The 16,870-nt window shown below is 54.0% G+C and carries 11 protein-coding genes and 2 pseudogenes; 3 read left to right on the top strand and 10 right to left on the bottom strand.

The annotated features are described in order from the left end of the window. Nucleotides 1–52: 52 nt before the first annotated feature. The gene (locus Poly21_RS05920; RefSeq protein WP_146405993.1) at nt 53–1,267 is read left to right on the top strand and encodes an argininosuccinate synthase; all 1,215 of its coding nucleotides are present in this window, start codon (nt 53–55) and stop codon (nt 1,265–1,267) included. A gap of 777 nt (nt 1,268–2,044) precedes the next feature. On the opposite strand, the gene Poly21_RS05915 is transcribed toward Poly21_RS05920, so the two are convergent. From Poly21_RS05915 to Poly21_RS05880, 9 genes and pseudogenes are all read right to left on the bottom strand, one after another. After that, the gene (locus tag Poly21_RS05915) at nt 2,045–3,310 is read right to left on the bottom strand and encodes a glycosyltransferase family protein (RefSeq protein ID WP_146405992.1); all 1,266 of its coding nucleotides are present in this window, start codon (nt 3,308–3,310) and stop codon (nt 2,045–2,047) included. Continuing rightward, nucleotides 3,307–5,823 carry an O-linked N-acetylglucosamine transferase, SPINDLY family protein gene (locus Poly21_RS05910; protein WP_146405991.1) on the bottom strand — a complete coding sequence of 839 codons (2,517 nt, stop codon included), beginning with the start codon at nt 5,821–5,823 and terminating at the stop codon, nt 3,307–3,309. Before Poly21_RS05910 ends, Poly21_RS05915 begins: the two co-directional genes overlap by 4 nt. Before the next feature lie 234 nt (nt 5,824–6,057). Continuing rightward, nucleotides 6,058–6,993 carry an ankyrin repeat domain-containing protein gene (locus Poly21_RS05905; protein WP_146405990.1) on the bottom strand — a complete coding sequence of 312 codons (936 nt, stop codon included), beginning with the start codon at nt 6,991–6,993 and terminating at the stop codon, nt 6,058–6,060. A 109-nt stretch (nt 6,994–7,102) separates the two neighbouring features. Next, complete coding sequence (locus tag Poly21_RS05900; RefSeq protein WP_146405989.1) at nt 7,103–9,661, bottom strand: Tle-like phospholipase domain-containing protein; 2,559 nt, start codon at nt 9,659–9,661, stop codon at nt 7,103–7,105. Nucleotides 9,662–10,483: 822 nt separating this feature from the next. Next, nucleotides 10,484–10,705: pseudogene (locus tag Poly21_RS28220) on the bottom strand (dockerin type I domain-containing protein); the annotation flags it as partial. 772 nt (nt 10,706–11,477) lie between these two features. Then, nucleotides 11,478–11,972 (bottom strand): annotated as a pseudogene (locus Poly21_RS05895) (transposase); the annotation flags it as partial. 86 nt (nt 11,973–12,058) lie between these two features. Next, nucleotides 12,059–12,340, bottom strand: a complete 282-nt coding sequence (locus Poly21_RS05890) for a hypothetical protein (RefSeq protein ID WP_146405988.1) — start codon at nt 12,338–12,340, stop codon at nt 12,059–12,061. 100 nt (nt 12,341–12,440) lie between these two features. Further along, entirely contained in the window at nt 12,441–13,376 is a 936-nt protein-coding gene (locus Poly21_RS05885) for an ankyrin repeat domain-containing protein (RefSeq protein ID WP_146405987.1), read from the bottom strand. A 109-nt stretch (nt 13,377–13,485) separates the two neighbouring features. Continuing rightward, nucleotides 13,486–13,776 (bottom strand): hypothetical protein, encoded by a 291-nt coding sequence (locus tag Poly21_RS05880; protein WP_146405986.1) that lies wholly within the window; start codon nt 13,774–13,776, stop codon nt 13,486–13,488. Nucleotides 13,777–14,402: 626 nt separating this feature from the next. Between Poly21_RS05880 and Poly21_RS05875 the strand changes: the two genes are divergently transcribed. After that, nucleotides 14,403–14,747 carry a hypothetical protein gene (locus Poly21_RS05875; RefSeq protein ID WP_146405985.1) on the top strand — a complete coding sequence of 115 codons (345 nt, stop codon included), beginning with the start codon at nt 14,403–14,405 and terminating at the stop codon, nt 14,745–14,747. Between the two features lie 212 nt (nt 14,748–14,959). Further along, complete coding sequence (locus Poly21_RS05870; protein WP_146405984.1) at nt 14,960–16,183, top strand: trans-sulfuration enzyme family protein; 1,224 nt, start codon at nt 14,960–14,962, stop codon at nt 16,181–16,183. 27 nt (nt 16,184–16,210) lie between these two features. Here the strand turns inward: Poly21_RS05870 and tmk are convergent, their stop codons facing one another. Continuing rightward, on the bottom strand, nt 16,211–16,852 hold the full coding sequence (tmk, locus tag Poly21_RS05865) for a dTMP kinase (RefSeq protein ID WP_146405983.1): 642 nt from the start codon (nt 16,850–16,852) through the stop codon (nt 16,211–16,213). Nucleotides 16,853–16,870 lie beyond the last annotated feature (18 nt).

Here is a 16,870-nt window from a genome sequence, read left to right as displayed (position 1 = left end):
CTCTTTCCTATACAATAGACAAACTCACCCCGCATTTGGATGCTGAATCGATATGAAAAGTTGCGTGCTGGCCTATTCCGGTGGACTCGATACCTCGGTCATCCTCGGTTGGTTGCAAGACCAGGGCTACGAAGTTCACTGCGTCTACGTGGATTTGGGCCAGCCCTGTGAAGATCGTGACGCGATCATGGAAAAGGCCCGCAACTGCGGGGCAAAATCGTCACGTTTGGTCGACGTCCGCGAAGAACTCTGCCGCGATTTCGCTTTCCCCGTGCTGGCGTGGCAAGCCAAATACGAGCAAATCTATCTGCTCGGCACCTCCATCGCCCGCCCGCTGATCAGTAAAGTCTGCCTCGAAGTGGCACGCGAAGTTGGTGCGACCGCCTACGCTCACGGAGCTACCGGCAAGGGCAACGACCAATGCCGCTTCCAGCTCGCCGCCGAAGCTCTCAACCCCGACATCGAAATGATCGCGCCGTGGCGAATCAAGTCGTTCCGGGAAGCCTTCCCTGGTCGTACCGAACTGATCGAGTACTGCGATGCCAAACGGATCCCCGTTAAAGCCTCGACCGCGAAGCCGTACAGTAGCGACGAAAACGTTCTCCACATCTCTTACGAAGCCGGCAAGCTGGAAGAACTCGACGTCAATGGTGTCGAGCTGGTCGAGTTCGGCATGGGCGTCTCTCCACAAGATGCCCCTGACAAAGCCGAAGAAGTCACGATCGGATTCGAGTCCGGTGTGCCCGTGACACTCAATGGTAAAAAAGTCTCAGCGCTCGAAATGGTCGAGCAGCTCAATACGATCGCCGGTCGCAATGGCGTCGGTCGAATCGACATGGTCGAGAATCGCTTTGTCGGTATGAAGAGCCGTGGTGTGTATGAATCACCCGGCATGACCGTCCTCTACGACGCATTGATGAACGTCGAGCAGCTCACCATGGACCGCGACCTGATGCACCTGCGTGATCGGCTCGCCCCCGAAGTGGCCGAGATGGTTTATTACGGGTTCTGGTACACACCGAAAATGGACGCCCTGTTCGCGTTCATTCGGGAGGCCCAAAAACCGGTCACCGGTGAAGTCACCCTGCAACTCTACAAAGGCAACATCATGGTCGCTTCGCGTCAGAGCCCGAACAGCCTCTACGACGAAGAGATTGCAACGATGGAAGGTGGCGGCACGTACAACCAAGACGACGCTGAAGGCTTCCTGCGGATTCACGGTCTCCCCTGCCGAGTCCAAGGCCGCGTGACCCCACGCAAATTCTGATAGTCGACCAACGGCTCCGCCCGTCGCGAGTGGTTCTTCACGGACTTTAGTGGCTGGAGTGCAGGATGTTGGATTTTTCGGTCCATTCGGGTTTCGCAGCGGTGAGCCAGGTGTGCGGGATTTTCAAGGCATGTCGGTGGCGTCCGAAATCTTTGTCAGGCTGATGCAGCTGTGGTAGGATCGTTTTGCCGGGAGAGGCGGAAGCAAGCTCTGCTGGGAAGCAACTTGCCGAGGAATATCTCGGTCGGGGTGAGCCGAAAGGTGCCTTCGGCTGGCGGCGGATGCGTCCGCCGTCAGCGTTTACCCTGGGACGGCATCGCTCATTTCGGACGCCACCGCCATGCCTCTAAAATCCAACATGCTGGATTTACCCACGACAATCCCGGATGGACCGATTTTTCAGGCATTTACTCCTGCGTCCAATGGGCAAAAAAGGAAGTCCTCGACGAGTGTATTCCCGTCGAGAACTTGTCGCACCATTGGCGCGCTATCGACCGAGATATCCCTTCCCAGGCCCGCGTCCGTTTTTCCCGGCACAAGTCAGTGTACGGTCTACTCTCGACCGATGCAAAAAAATCATTGGACGCAGGAGTCAATGCCTCGAAAATCCACCACACTGTGCAGGCCAACTGCGAATCAAACCGCGAGTTCGGTGCCACTAAATTCCGAGAAGAACCTCGCGAGCCTTCGGTACCTTGTTAGCGAACTAGCAATGTTGAGTGAACTGCCTTAAGTCTCGTCAGGGACGGCATCCCGATGCCGCCTCCCCCAAATTCGCTATCCCAATTGACGATTCAATCGGTCGAGGACAGCAGCACTCTGATCACGGAACAAACTTGCGTGACGTTCCTCAAATCGCTTTGCCCGCGCACGAAAACGCTCCTCTTGCAATCCAGTGCGCAAGGTCTCAATAAACCGATCGGGATAACGCACGTCCAGAAACGTGCCCACCCCAGCCTCCTCAATCGCCTCGGCTGTTAATCGCTGTTCAAAAAAGAGCGGACAAGCAATAACTGGCATCCCGTGCAGCAGTGACAAAGCCGTCGATCCGTGATTGCCATTGTTGATCAAAGTCATGCCGCCAGCGGCCGCTGCCTCGATGGAGCGGAATCCATCGCAAATCCGCACCCATGCGGGATCGCACTGCTGCAGTAAATTTTCACTGACGCCATCGGCGACTAAGTCCACGCGAACGCGAAGCTGTTTCAACGCAGCAAAAAGCTGTTTCCAATGAGCAAATGGCTTGAGATAAGCCAATACCGCTGCTGACTCTGAGTTCGATGCTGAATTGTTATCGTCGGTCACGCGGGCTAAGCATTGACGCCCAACCCAAACGCCATCCCAAGTTGGAGACGCTCGCACCGCTGCGTACGGATCCAATAGCGGCAACGTCGCGAGAATATCATCCTCACAGCCCTCGACGACTTCGTCCCACCGGCTTGGCACCGAAAGACCGTTGACCCGACACGCCGCTGCGATACGGTCCATTACCTTTTCATAAGCCAGCGAGGTTGTGCAATTCGCGAAAGAATTCGATGGCGAGTTCTGTAGCTCCTCACTGCTCAGCCGTTTCGCAAACCAAGGTAGATCGACCGGAAGTTCGCGACGAGGCGGACAGGTGTAGCCGGTACCAATGCGCATGGTTCGAATCCCAATGGATCGAGCAATCATTCCCGCCGTCGCTCCGAAATCCTGGACCACCAAGTCTGGTCGAGTGCGGATGAATATCTCAAGCCAATCTCGCACCACCGAGACCAGACGTTCCGCGTCGTGGTAACCCAAATTCCAAGTAATTGCCGCCAAATTTCGGGGTGGAATCGCATCGCCACAGCGGCAAGGTTTCAGCTGCGGGCAACGCACTACTTGATACCCTTTGCGCGTAGGACACGACTTCAGTCGATCCATCTCCTTCAGTACCCAAATGACGTCGTCACCGTTTTGCGAAACCGCATCGGCGATCGGCAGGAACCTCTGGACATGCCCCGACCCTGCGCCCCACTCCCAGGCGTATAGCACACGACGAGGCCGCCGCGTCTGGCTCAACGGACCCACTCCTCGAAAGTTGACTCCAGTTCACGTGCAAGACCGGTCGGGTCGGTCAACGCACTCCGATCAAAACGATGCTGGATTTCTTTGCGTAACCCAGGCAACCGGCCCCGGTCGTGTAACATTTCCACTGCTATCTCAACGTATTCGTTCCTGTCGTCGGCAACAAGTTCCTGCAGCCCCATGCGAATCATCATCGCAGACGTCGCTCGATGAGCGTAGTAATTCCCACAGCAAGAAATGATTGGAGTGCCCACACACAAACACTCAAGCGAGGTCATTGTGCCCTGGTACGGAAACGAATCAAGCGCCAAATCAACATTCGCCATCGTCTGCAGATGCTCCTTGAGCGTCTCCGTCTGTGTGCGAAACTGCAGCCGATCCGGAGAGATTCCGTGGGTGGCAAATACCTGGCGATAACGGTCCCTCAAGGTCGAGACAGCGAAACGATCTCCGTACTTGAACAAGATGGTTGCACGGGGAACGCGACGTAAAATCTCTGCGTAAGTAGAAATTGCGGTGGGAGAGATTTTCGCCACGTTATTGAAGACTCCCAGCGTCGGTTGTGAACTTGGCACTGACACGATGTCCTCAGCGATCCCATAGGGTCGCCAAGCGAGGTGGGCATGCTCAAGCCAGACAAGCCGCTCTCCATAGAGATGATCAGTTAAGCCTGGCGGATCGGCAAATCGATCCGTAAACCGATAATCCATCGATGGGATTGCCGAAGTATGTGGGTAACCCAAAAACGATGCCTGCACTGGAGCCAACCGTTTCGCGAGCACTCTAAGCCGATTCCCACCACCCGTGTATCCTCCCAAGTCGATCAGCACGTCGAGGTCATCCAGCCGGACGCTTTCCAACAGCCGATCGTCGGCCCATCCTTGCACGCTTGTAAAGTAGTCGACCGATTCTTTGATCGCATTGGTCGTCGCATCCGATTTTTTTCCATCATGGTAGATGTTAATTTCACATCGTTTGAGATCGTGTGACTGCAGAATCGGCAAGATAATTTTGCCAACAGGATGGGTATAAAAATCGCTTCCCAGATAGCCCACGCGAATTTTTTCGGCAGCCATCCGCGGACGTGGCGGCAACGAATCGGAAGGCTGGGTAAAGTGCATCCCAACGCGAAAGTGCTCATTTGAAATCTCGGCTGCAGAGTACCGATCCGAGTAGTTCATATAAAGCAGATAGTTCGCTGCCGCACCCGTATGTCGCACGTCAACGTCGAGCAGACGGCGGCAATACGACAGTGATTCGTCGATCTCGCCCACGCCTGCGAGCAGAAGCGAAAGGTGAAATAGATTCCCCTGATGTGTAGGATCGACTTGCGCCCAACGACGGCGGATGGGGATGGATTCGTACTTCCGCTCCGCCCGGTCAAGCATATCGCAGGTTGTCGAGAGGATCCGCGGCAGAGATTTCACTTCAACTTCGAGCCCAGCTTCACAAAATTGCACCAATTTCAACAGTACATCGGCAGCCTCATCGACTTGGCCGATCCAACCCGATGCCTCCGCCAACCGAAGTGAACTGTCCACGTCGCCGCCCGCATCCTCATACGCCTGACGCGCCCGCACCACTTCTTCATCCCAATCCAGCCTCCGCTTGTCAGCACCCTCCAATCGATCCGCAGGCAACTCCGACGCCGCGTACCATCGACGACGAAGTGGTTCGGGCGTCGGATATCCGAGCAACTCCAATGTCGCAAAGAAATCTCCGTTGTTGCGTAATGAATTCCAGAGCGATGGATCGACCGCTGTGCGAGGCCTCGCCACAATCGAACGACGTCGTCCCTGTGAAGCGTCTCCTGTGATCTTGTGGTAGTCTTGCCAACGAAGTTGCCACCCATCGTCGTAAGTCAATCCAATTACATCGCAGATCACACGCAAAGCTGCATCAGGACGGTGCACAAAATCTTCAAAGCGAATCCAGGTCATCGTCTGCACAAATTCCGCAAACTCGCGCATTCCGCGCCATACCGCCATGTCATCCCACTGGGCCGCCAAAGCCCCCAATCGCTTCATACTCAAGTATTGATCGACCGGGTGTCGTACCGTCGCACAGCGCCTCATTAACTTAAGATTTCCGTGCACCTCGTCTTTCTCCACCGGACGCGCCGAATTTGCGTCGGACGGGCGATCGCAACCAACCAACGCCGGCATCGACAACGCGTTCCACGCGGATTTCTTTTGTGGCTGAGTAAAAGGAAACCCAATCCAATCCAAGTGCGACCAATCCCGAATCACGAGCATGAGCCCCCGCTCTTTCGCCCGTGCCGCGATCAGCTCGATCGCCGCGACGAAGGCCACCGAATCGCCTGTCGCGATTTCACGAACTTCGTCCTCTGCAAGGAGCCCATACCAATTCGCGGCTTGCCGAAGCGGATTGAATCGATCCGTGCCCCCAGGATTGATCTCGCTCAACAAACAAACGCCATCCATCGACGCCAGGCAGCGAGAGATGAGAGTGCCGCCGGTGCGTGCTAGATGGTGAAGAATTGGCATTGAAATTCTAGCGTCCCTGGGCTACTCCATTTTATCCCTCTGAAGTGCCTTGTTCGTTCAAAACCCTAGTACATCCTCGGCAACTCAAGGTACTCTCAAGAATATTCTGCCAGTCAAAAGCATACATTGAAAACTAATGAGAACGAGCATCTGCGATACCAACAGATATTCTCGATCCTCAATATCCGTAAACTTGGATCCCCTATCGCCTCATGACATAAGCTAGTAGATGTTTCATTGACTGGCATCAGCCTTCCCGACATGTTTTTTGCTGCTTTGTTCATTCGCATGCTGTTCTGCTTTTTGAACCCTCGCATTGCGCTTCTTTAGTCGCAATATTTCATTCTTGCGAAACCACCCGGGGCGCGAAGGGTTTTGCTTCGAAAGCTCGGCCCAGCGTTCGATATCCTCCTGTGCCTGATCGACGTCGTAGCCTTTGACTTGCAAAGCAGCGAGGAATCGCTCTATGGCGGCATATTCACGCGGGAACATCACGCCCTTTCCATTGTCGACCGAACGCTTATTCGCCAAAACTGAGTGAATGGTATTTCCGAGTCGTTCATCGCTTGCGATCGTGGGGTCAGCCCCCATTTCAAGCAACTCGATCGCCAGGTCGTATTGTCCAAATCGCCCTACGGCAGTTTCAATGGGTGTCGCTTCCAAATGGTCGATCGCGTTGATATCCGCTCCCTTGGCGACTGCCGCCGCGATTCGTTCATCCGCGTTTCGCACCCCAGCTCTGATAATCTCGTGTAACACGGTGTCACCGTGTCTGCCTGGCACCGTCGGATTACCGCCATGTTTTATCACCTCGAGAAATTGTGTTGGGAATTGCGATCGGGCGGCCAAATGCATCACCGTATCTCCCGATCGAAAGACGTTTGGCAAACCCAGATCAGAAGTGAGACGGACGTTGGGATCTGCTTCCTTTTTCAATAAGAGTACAAATCTTTCGAGCTGGTTGTCGGGGAAAGCCCAGAACAGAGGGGTTATGCCATCCTTGCCGATCGTATTGACATCAACCCCCGCCGCAATCAATCGCTTCATCTCATCGAGATCATTGTCCTCAATGGCTTCGCATAACTCGACGACTTGTTCATCCTCAAAGAAGTCAACTGCATGCAAATTGAGCTTCTCATGAAAGGTGGCAGTAGGAAGCAGTGAACTCATCACCGCCGGGACTTCACACCCAGGTGTCATTGTCAGAACCACCAGCGTTGCCAAAGCTATTTGCAGTAAATCAGCTTCGAACTTTAGTAGCCTACGACGTCGTGATGTATTAAAGATCATAGCCATGAATGTCCCATCCAGTGCTTTCATCGACCATTAGGCCGTGCTGATAGTAAAGTGTAGTATGTGACAACCCCATGTAATAAGCGCTCGCCCCGAGTTCAGAAGCAACGTTCACCCACCCCGCACCAGGGATGAGCTTTGAAGCTAAAAATACGATACCGACACCTGCCAATTGAGCATCAACGGGTCCGTCCATTTTGTATCTTCTTCCGATGGCGCTAGGGATAACTGCGGGGCTGTAGTCTTGAACAAAGCTTAAAATATCCCAATCAAGATAATAGGCGTCGATCAACATCGATGGGTTTCGAAACCGCTCGACAGAGCCAGGAAATTGTTCTAAGCCCTCAATGCGAACACCATCTTGGTCACGTTCGAATAATGTAGATTCCATCAGTCCAGCAGCATTGAATGTATCTGCACGGAAATTGCCAACGACTGCTGCCGCGCTAGCGAGACCACCGCCAAGAGAATGACCGGTGACAATATGGTCAGCATCGACGCGTTTTGCTACTCTCGCAAACTCGAAACCAATATCCATTGCTGCTTGGTATTGTTCCGTAAAGCCACCAATGCCTTGCCAAACGTCAACTAAAATGTCGTCGTAGTCGTCCGTTCCTGCGAACGCCAGAACATACGCGCGCGATACGTAGTCCAGGTAAATTGCGTTCTTGAACCCTGGTACTGACTCGGGTTCACCAATGAGTTGAGTAATCGACCACGACATGCCGAGTTCGCGAAGTTCAGCCTCACTGATCAGTCTTAGTGCGAATTGAGGCAGGTCTGCTTGCTCATACACACCTTCGGAAGCCATTGCATTGCGTAATTGCTCACGATCTTGAAGGTTTGGGTAGAAGGTTCCGACGTCAACAACCATATACTTCACCTCGTCTGCCAGTGGTGCAGTGCCCGGTAAACTTAGGATCACTTTAATTCGATCATCAGGTTTGCCGGCATCGTCAATGCCTTTCTTTTTCGCGTGGCGTGGAAACGCGTCTGCACCTTGGACAAAAACCGTAATCCCACCTGTCCCAGGATCATAGTTCAAGTCCGTAAGCGAATACGAATCGTGTGCATAGATTCGGTTTCCGCCTTCGTGGATATTCATATTCATACGTGTCGCAGCTTTCGCTACGTTCCAAATATTAACCACGCCAGAAGCACCCGCCGCTTCAAAATCGAAAGAGATTGTGCTAGCGTTCCTTTCCAAATTGAGTCCTGCCGGCAAACGTAGGCGAACGGGAACAAAATGAGAAGCATCCGGGTATACGAGTTTTCCAATCCCGTATTCGCTATCTTCTATATATTCCTCCCATTCAGAGTTGTCGGGATAATTGAAGCCATTATTGTTATCGCTGTCGATGTCGAGATCGATGCCCCACACAGTCACGTTGATATGACCGAGAAGGATGTTCCGCTCCTGCTCGAAGTCAGGGGGCTCATCTTCGCCGAAACTGGGTTGCCAGCTTAGTGTGATTCGCGTGGTGCCCACGCCAATCCCTTCAATCCATACGTCCGACTCGCCAGTGTACGGGTGGTCGACGTCCTTTTGCTCACCTGGCGTATACTGAATATTCTTTTCCCGGGAGTCCCAAAGCTTGATCTGCTGAGTATCGTAGCCAAGATAAAAATTGCCCTCGGGCTCCGATGCCCCTTGGTCCTGTGGCGGTTCATCTCCTGCTGGTGGATCCTCCACCGGCTGGTTCGCAGCAGCGACATGATCGCCCGTGATCGAACTAAGCTCCAGTGCAACGACATCGTCGTCTAAGACGAATCCCCCTTCGAAGAGATCTTCGATACCATTCGTGTTGTCATCGTCGTTGTTCCGGCTGACGTCACTGGTTTGAATCAAATAGCTGGTGTCGCCCTTGTCGTCATCGTGGAGCGTGACGGTGATCGGGTAGAGTGGTTGACCGTCGGTGGGCATCGGTCGTGCTACACGAATTATTTTCCATTTTGTTGGCAGGTATTCAAGTGTGACTGGATCGACGGTCGTCGACTCATCCGTAGCGTTTGAGGTTGTCCCGTCCGCCCATTTTACGCTGACATGGTGACGATCCATGACACCAGGATCCCACAGAGCGGAAGAAACCACTAGAAGTTTCGACCCGTTCGACGCCGTTTCAGTGGTCACGCTGGGCCGCGATGTAAATAGCGGCTGAACGTTGTTTACCTCCGCTGTTTTTTCGATCAGTTCGCCAGTGAACTCGATGCGAATTTCGACATCGTCCGAGGGAGTATTATTTCCAGGAACACCGTTCTGAACCTCGGATATGCCATCGTCGATTATCGAAAAGTACGCGTCAAATCCAGAGTACTGATCATAGAGACCGTAATCTTTCGATCGCGCCCCAAATTCACCTGATTTGAAACGCACCATTTCACCATCGTCGTCGAAGTCCCCATCGAAGTTGATGTCTGCAAATACGGTGAGATCAGGTGCGGGACGTTCGCTCCAAGGACCATTTACCCATCCAGCGACGCGGAGATTCTTCCCCTCGCGCACCACTCGAGGTGCTTCATCACCATCGAGAAAGTCATTGAACATCCCCGCTCTTAAGCCTGCGATGACAAAAGTGGTGGGCTCTGTAGAACCCGACGTCGTTCCCTCACTGGATCCCGAAGTGCTTCCGCTGGTTCCATAGATGGTCGTACCTGGTGTTGTTCCCGAAGCGGTGGCTCCTGAGGAAGTTCCACTCGTCGAGCCGTCGGAGGCACCTGAGCCGGCGTCGATGGTTGAGCCCGTCGTAGTCCCAGTGCTCGTCCCTGACGTGGTTCCATAGCCGCCGCCATCGGTCGTGCCCGAGGTCGTGCCGCCGGTGTCAATGGTTGATCCGCTCGTTGTACCTGCGGTGGATCCATAGCCTGAACCAGGGCTTGACCCCACAGTTGAGCCATAAGTTGAGGCACTGTAATCGGTACCGCTGTTTGCCGCCAGCGTTCCATTGGTCCCGGAGTATGGATCGTCGTTCGTACCCGTCGTGGCTCCGGTGGTTCCATTTTCACCAGCATTGGGGTCACCACTATACGGATCTTCCTGCGTACCCGCAGTCATCCCATCGACATCCTCCTCGCCGTCTCCACCGTATGCATCGCAATCATCCAATCTCGCTTGAACCTGTGCGATCGATGAATCGACCGCTGCAATTTGGTCACCCAACCCACTGATCTCAGAGGGAATTGTTGCGTCTGCAAGTTGGCTCTCCAAATTCTCGCGAGTCGATAGCAAAGTTGATAACAGCACCTCATCGGCGTCACACGCACTCGTCAATTGCGTGGCCCCGCCCATGGGAACCGAGTCTCCCCCGGATCGCGTTTGGTCATCGCTCGTGGCGTGACTCTGCAATTCAATTGCCGACAGCACGAGTGCGTAGTCATCCAAATCGACCTTTCCATTTTGGTTTAAGTCCATTTTGGGACTCGCTGGAAAGGCGTTGGGATCGTTGATTGAGTTCAACACCTCGAGGGCATCGAGGGATGTCAGAGTACCATCGAAATTGACATCTCCTTCGAGCGGTGCGACTTCCGTATGAACGACCGTAAGGTTCGCCGGAAGAGGGTCCTGCTGATCGCCCAAGTCAGCGGCGAGCATCTGCCGTGGGCAAAGTGTTTCAACACTCAACCTCCGCCGCGAATCTCGTGGTGGAGAGACCTTTGCCGGAAGTCCCCTGGAGGTGCCGAGATCTCTCCAAGAAATAGAAACGCGTTTCCAGGTTGAAAATTTTGTTTTCATGATTGACCCACGCTCTCTGAAAGCCGCTGCCAACGGTGACCACACACCCAACAACCCCCACCCTAGGGAAGCGAACGCCCCATGCCAAGGAAATTCTTTAGAAAACTAGATTTTTCTTCGCATCTGGGCAGAGACGTGAGTGACGTGCGGCTTTCTGTAAACGTGGGCCTGCACTGTTCGTCCCGGTGGGATGACGGCTATTTTTTGAGTTTCGAGGTCGGGCTCATTCGCGGTTTGGACGCTTGCCGGCGTTCATTTTGCGGTGGACACGGATAAATTCTGGGATGTGAGTCTCTCCAGGCAGAGGGACTCAGCGATGACCAGTCCGTTTCGCCAGGCAGGACCCGCCGCAGCACGTCAACTCAATACACATGATCGTCCAATTCATTGCGGATCGCTGTCTAAAATCGACATCCGTCGTTTCGATTACTGTTTCGCTGGCATTAGGGTCTGCTGAAAAGAGCTTGAATTTTTTTGGGCATCCGTCAGTCGTGGGCTGACCGCCTGTTGATTTACGCCCAGTCACTGGTCATCGGCCAGCGAACTTAGGCTTTGGATGAAATTGGTCCTGTCTGAGTTGAAGCGGACCAGCAATCGGTCATTGATTCGATGATTGGACTGTTATGGCGATCTAGGATACGGAAGATGGATCGCTTTTGCCTGTCTCTTCTTCGTAGAGCTTTTTCAGGTAGGCCCGCCAATCATCGCCGTTGTCTTTGCGAACGATGCTCTTGAGTGATGCGTTGGCTTCGAGGTCCGTTGCGTCGACGCCGTTCGTCTTGCCTCGAAGCTGTCCGTTGTCACGGGTCGCTTGCAAAATCAGTTCAAAGGCACACTGGTGGATCTCCATCGGCAGTCGTTGGCGGGTAAGCGACAGTGTGCTGTGATCGGGCATGGATTCACCGGGGCCGTAGCCAAGGAATCGAGCCAGCGATCGGCTGTCGTCGCACCGCCACGCGATGCCTCGCTGGCAGGAGATATCTTCAAAATAGCCGATGAAGATCATGCGGAAATAGATGCCCGGTGGAAGGCATTTGCGTCCCGTCTTCTGATAAAACGGCTTGACTGCCAACTCCAGTTTGCCGTCGAAATCGATCTCGGCGAGTAACTGATCGAGCCGGTCGTAGAAAACGTTCCGCGGTCCATTGCTGAGTTTATCGGCAGTGACCCAGAACGTGTCCTACCGTTCTGGCCTTCGCTTGCCAAGTGCCATCAATACCTCTCCAAAATGTGAAGCATAGAAGATAGCGCGAGCGTGTTGAAAATTAATAGGCTGTAAGGCAGCAACAAGCCATCGTTGTTGTCGCTATCAATGTCGAGATCGAGATACACGCGGCTTAAACTGCTGCTAGAAGTGTCGCCGGCATCGACTTGGACTGCCGCTGAAACAGCAGGCCCAGAACCGCAGCCATCTTCTGAACACCAGGCTGCTGCTGGCATACAAACTGACGACACGAGCAGTGTTTGAAATCGCAGAATATGTATGAAAGACATTTGCATTTCCTGTGGGCGTACCCGTGATCTCCGTGGACGAGGTGCCGGTCTCTTTGAACTGACCGTCCTCATCGCCTCATGACAAAAGCTAGTAGATGTTTCATTGAGTGGCATCAGCCTTCTCGACATGTTTTCCGCTGCTTTGTTCGGTCGCATGCTGTTCTGCTTTTTGAACCCTCGCATTCCGCTTCTTTAGTCGCAATATTTCATTCTTGCGAAACCACCCGGGGCGTGCAGGGTTTTGCTTCGAAAGCTCGGCCCAGCGTTCGATATCCTCCTGTGCCTGATCGACGTCGTAGCCTTTGACTTGCAAAGCAGCGAGGAATCGCTCTATGGCGGCATATTCACGCGGGAACATCACGCCCTTTCCATTGTCGACCGAACGCTTATTCGCCAAAACTGAGTGAATGGTATTTCCGAGTCGTTCATCGCTTGCGATCGTGGGGTCAGCCCCCATTTCAAGCAACTCGATCGCCAGGTCGTATTGTCCAAATCGTCCTACGGCAGTTTCAATGGGTGTCGCTTCCAAATGGTCGATCGCGTTGATATCCGCTCCCTTGGCGACTGCCGCCGCGATTCGTTCATGCGCATTTCGCACCCCAGCTCTGATAATCTCGTGTAAAACGGTGTCACCGTGTCTGCCTGGCACCGTGGGATCACCCCCATGTTTCATCACCTCGAGAAATTGTGTTGGGAATTGCGATCGAGCGGCCAAATGCATCACCGTATCTCCCGATCGAAAGACGTTTGGCAAACCCAGATCAGAAGTGAGACGGACGTTGGGATCTGCATCCTTTTTCAATAAGAGTACAAATCTTTCGAGCTGGTTGTCGGGGAAAGCCCAGAACAGAGGGGTTACGCCACCCTTGCCGATCGTATTGACATCAACCCCCGCCGCAATCAATCGCTTCATCTCATCGAGATCATTGTCCTCAATGGCTTCGCATAGCTCGACGACTTGTTCATCCTCAAAGAAGTCAACTGCATGCAAATTGAGCTTCTCATGAAAGGTGGCAGTCGGAAGCAGTGAACTCATCACCGCCGGGACTTCACACCCAGGTGTCATTGTCAGAACCACCAGCGTTGCCAAAGCTATTTGTAGTAAATCAGCTTCGAACTTTAGTAGCCTACGACGTCGTGATGTATTAAAGATCATAGCCATGAATGTCCCATCCAGTGCTTTCATCGACCATCAGGCCGTACTGATAGTAAAGTATAGTGTGTGACAACCCCATATAATACGCTCGCGCCCCGAGTTCAGAAGCAACGTTCACCCGCCCCGCACCAGGGATGAGCTTTGAAGCGAAAAATACGATGCCGACACCAGCCAATTCAGCATCACCGGGGTCTGCACCGTTCGTCCCGGTGGGATGACGGCTATTTTTGGAGTTGTCGAGGTCGGGCTCATTTGCGGTTGGACGCTTGCCGGCGTTCATTTTGCGGTGGACACGGGTAGATTCTGGGGTACAAGTCACTCCAGGCAGAGGGACTCAGCGATGACCAGTCCGTTTCGCCAGCCAGGACCCGCCGCAGCACGTCAACTCAATACACATGATCGTCCAATTCATTGCGGATCGCTGTCTAAAATCGACATCCGTCGCTTCGATTACTGTTTCGCTGGCATTAGGGTCTGCTGAAAAGAGTTTGAAATTTTTTTCGGGCATCCGTCAGTTGTGGCCTAACGCAACTCGCGTGCTATTGCAGTCGCGCACAGTGAACGTTCTCTTGATTTCCTCGTTTCACCTTTCGATCGAACCAAATGTGTCCAGCGAAGTCCATGCACATGCCCCAGTGGTCCCAGCGGTGTCTCTCCCATCTCGTGGTGAGTCTCGTCTGCTTTGCACTTGGGATAGCGACTGCGTCCGTGTTTTCGAGCGGACGCACTGTTTCCCAAGAGAACAAGACTTTCGCAAGCAGCATTCCCGTATCGCTACAGGAAGTGTTGCCTGCTTGGATGAAATCGGCAGAAAGTTCCGTCGTAGGAGACTTTGCCTTGGTTACTGCAAAAGAGCATTCTTCCGACGCGCTTTGTTATCCCCGTTCCAGAACGCACCGGCCGCTCGTGTTATTCTCCCATGACGCGGATCAAGATGCGGTGGATACTGTTTCAGTTTTTGGAAAGGACGGGCGGCACTTGACTGTCATCGACGAGGACGGCGACGGCACGCTCGATTCCTACGTTTACGTGACGGGCACAGGACTAGACTCAATCCACTTTGTCGATAGTGACATGGATGGTCGATACGACCACCGCATGGGCCCCGGCAAGGACTATGCGGTTCATATTGCTGGCGAGTGGAGAGAACTCACCCGCCGTGAAGGAAAGCCTCACGTGGAAATGAATGGCGAAATGCGAGAACTCGAGCAGGTTGATCAGATTTGGCAATTGCCATCCGATGGAAAATAGTTCGTGCGTTCTACCGGCCTGTTAAGCGAGCCGCTGTCACTATTTGGATGCACGAACGTGAACCTGAATCGCTAGCGAAAGACGAGATAAACTGCCTCGCTGGCGTGTCGGGTTAGTAAATCAACGGCCCTCTAGGCTATGCGGGTGCACCCTGTCACTATCATTGATTGCCGCTTTGGACTGCCCTCAATTCTCAAGGAGATTGAACGAAAATGAATAACCCCAACTCTCAGTCGAATGACAACTCCTCCGCTGGTTTCCGCACCCGGGCGATTCATGTCGGTGGCGAAGTCGATCCTGCCACGGGCGCGGTCGTGGCGCCGGTCCATTTCGCGAGCACCTTTCGTCAGCCCGGGGCAGGGCAGTGGGGGCAATTCGACTACTCTCGCAGCGGCAATCCAACTCGTACCGCGTTGCAGAAAACACTTGCGTCACTCGAAAGTTCTGAAACCACGAGTTGCACCGGATCGCTTGCGTTCTCCTCTGGCATGGCTGCCATTCATACCGTCACGATGCTGCTGCGATCGGGCGATCATGTTGTCGCTGGAACGGATATCTACGGAGGTGCTTATCGCTTGCTGCACCGGATCTGTGACGCCAGCGGCATCGAAGTATCGTTGGTCGACATGACCGATGTGACATCTGTCGCAGCAGCGATTCGGCCGGAAACCAAATTAATTTGGGCGGAAACGATTGGTAACCCGCGCATGACGATTCCTGATCTGCCCGCCATTTCGAAGATTGCGAAGCAGCATGCCGTGTTGCTCGGTGTCGACAATACCTTTGGCACGCCGGCCCTCATCCGCCCGCTCCAATGGGGCGTCGACATTGTCATGCACTCAGCCACGAAATATCTCGGCGGCCATAGTGATTGCTTAGGTGGCACGCTTGCGGTCGCCGACGCAGAGCTTTACGACCGGTTGTACTTCATCCAAAACGCGACCGGCGCGGTGCTCGATCCGATGACTTGTTTCCTGATTTCGAGAGGCCTGAAAACGCTTGACCTGCGAGTGCGCGAACAGTCCGCCACGGCCATGAAATTGGCGGCATGGTTGGAATCACATGATCGCGTCCGATCGGTGCTCTATCCCGGTTTGGCGTCGCACCCGCAAGCGGCGCGAGCACGCGACCTATTCGACGCGGGCCTGCCCGATGAGGCCAAGCGTTTTGGCGCCATGATTACGTTTGAGCTCGACGGTGACCTGGAGATAGTCAAGAAGTTCTGTGGCAGCACGCGATTGTTCCACCTCGCGGTGAGTTTGGGCGCGGTCGAGTCGCTCATCGAGCAACCTGCGACGATGTCGCACGCATCATACGCTCCGGAGGATCGGGCTCAATACGGAATCACCGATTCACTAATCCGGTTATCGGTGGGCTTGGAGGATTTTGCAGACTTGCAGGCGGATCTGACGCAGGCCTTCGCCGCATGTCCATAGAACAGCCGTCGAGCCTGTCGCAAGTCCCTACGACTGGCTGGAAGTTTGGCCTGCGAACACCGCCTGAGTCACTCGTTCAGCTACTTCCTCGACGCTGCCCGCTGCCGAGACCACGACACTCCGGCCACCTGTGGCGGGCAGTTGCTGTAGAAATGCGTGCCGGACGCGATCGAGATAGTCGCGGCCTCGAGCCTCCATCCGGTCGACTTTCTGACCGAGTCGTCCGTACGCTTGATCGACGGGTAGATCCAATAGTAGGGTGAGGTCAGGGTGCAGTCCACCGCAGGCGAGGTGCCCCATCTTCCACAGGATCTCGGGTGCAACCTGCGGCACTCCCTGCGTGTCGTTGGTACTTTGATAGACTACGTTGGCGAGTAGGAAACGATCCGAGATGACCGTCTTGCCTGCGGCGAGGGCGGGCCGCAGCACCGTCTCGATCATTTCACAGCGGCTCGCCATGAACAGCATCGCTTCGGTTCTCCGGTGCATGGACATGCTGCCATCGAGCAAAATCTCACGTAGTTTTGATCCGATCTCAGTCGTTCCGGGGTCACGGACGACCAGTACATCGGTTCCTTGATCGCGAAGGTATTCAGCCAGTCGTTCGATTTGCGTTGATTTACCGACACCATCAATGCCGTCGAACGAGATGAAGCGAGGGGGCGTCATTGAAAACTTGCAGGGTGT

Source organism: Allorhodopirellula heiligendammensis (assembly GCF_007860105.1).
Classification (GTDB): Bacteria; Planctomycetota; Planctomycetia; order Pirellulales; family Pirellulaceae; genus Rhodopirellula; species Rhodopirellula heiligendammensis.
Note: the sequence above shows the minus strand (reverse complement) of the source record. Positions and strands in the feature narration are given on the sequence as shown.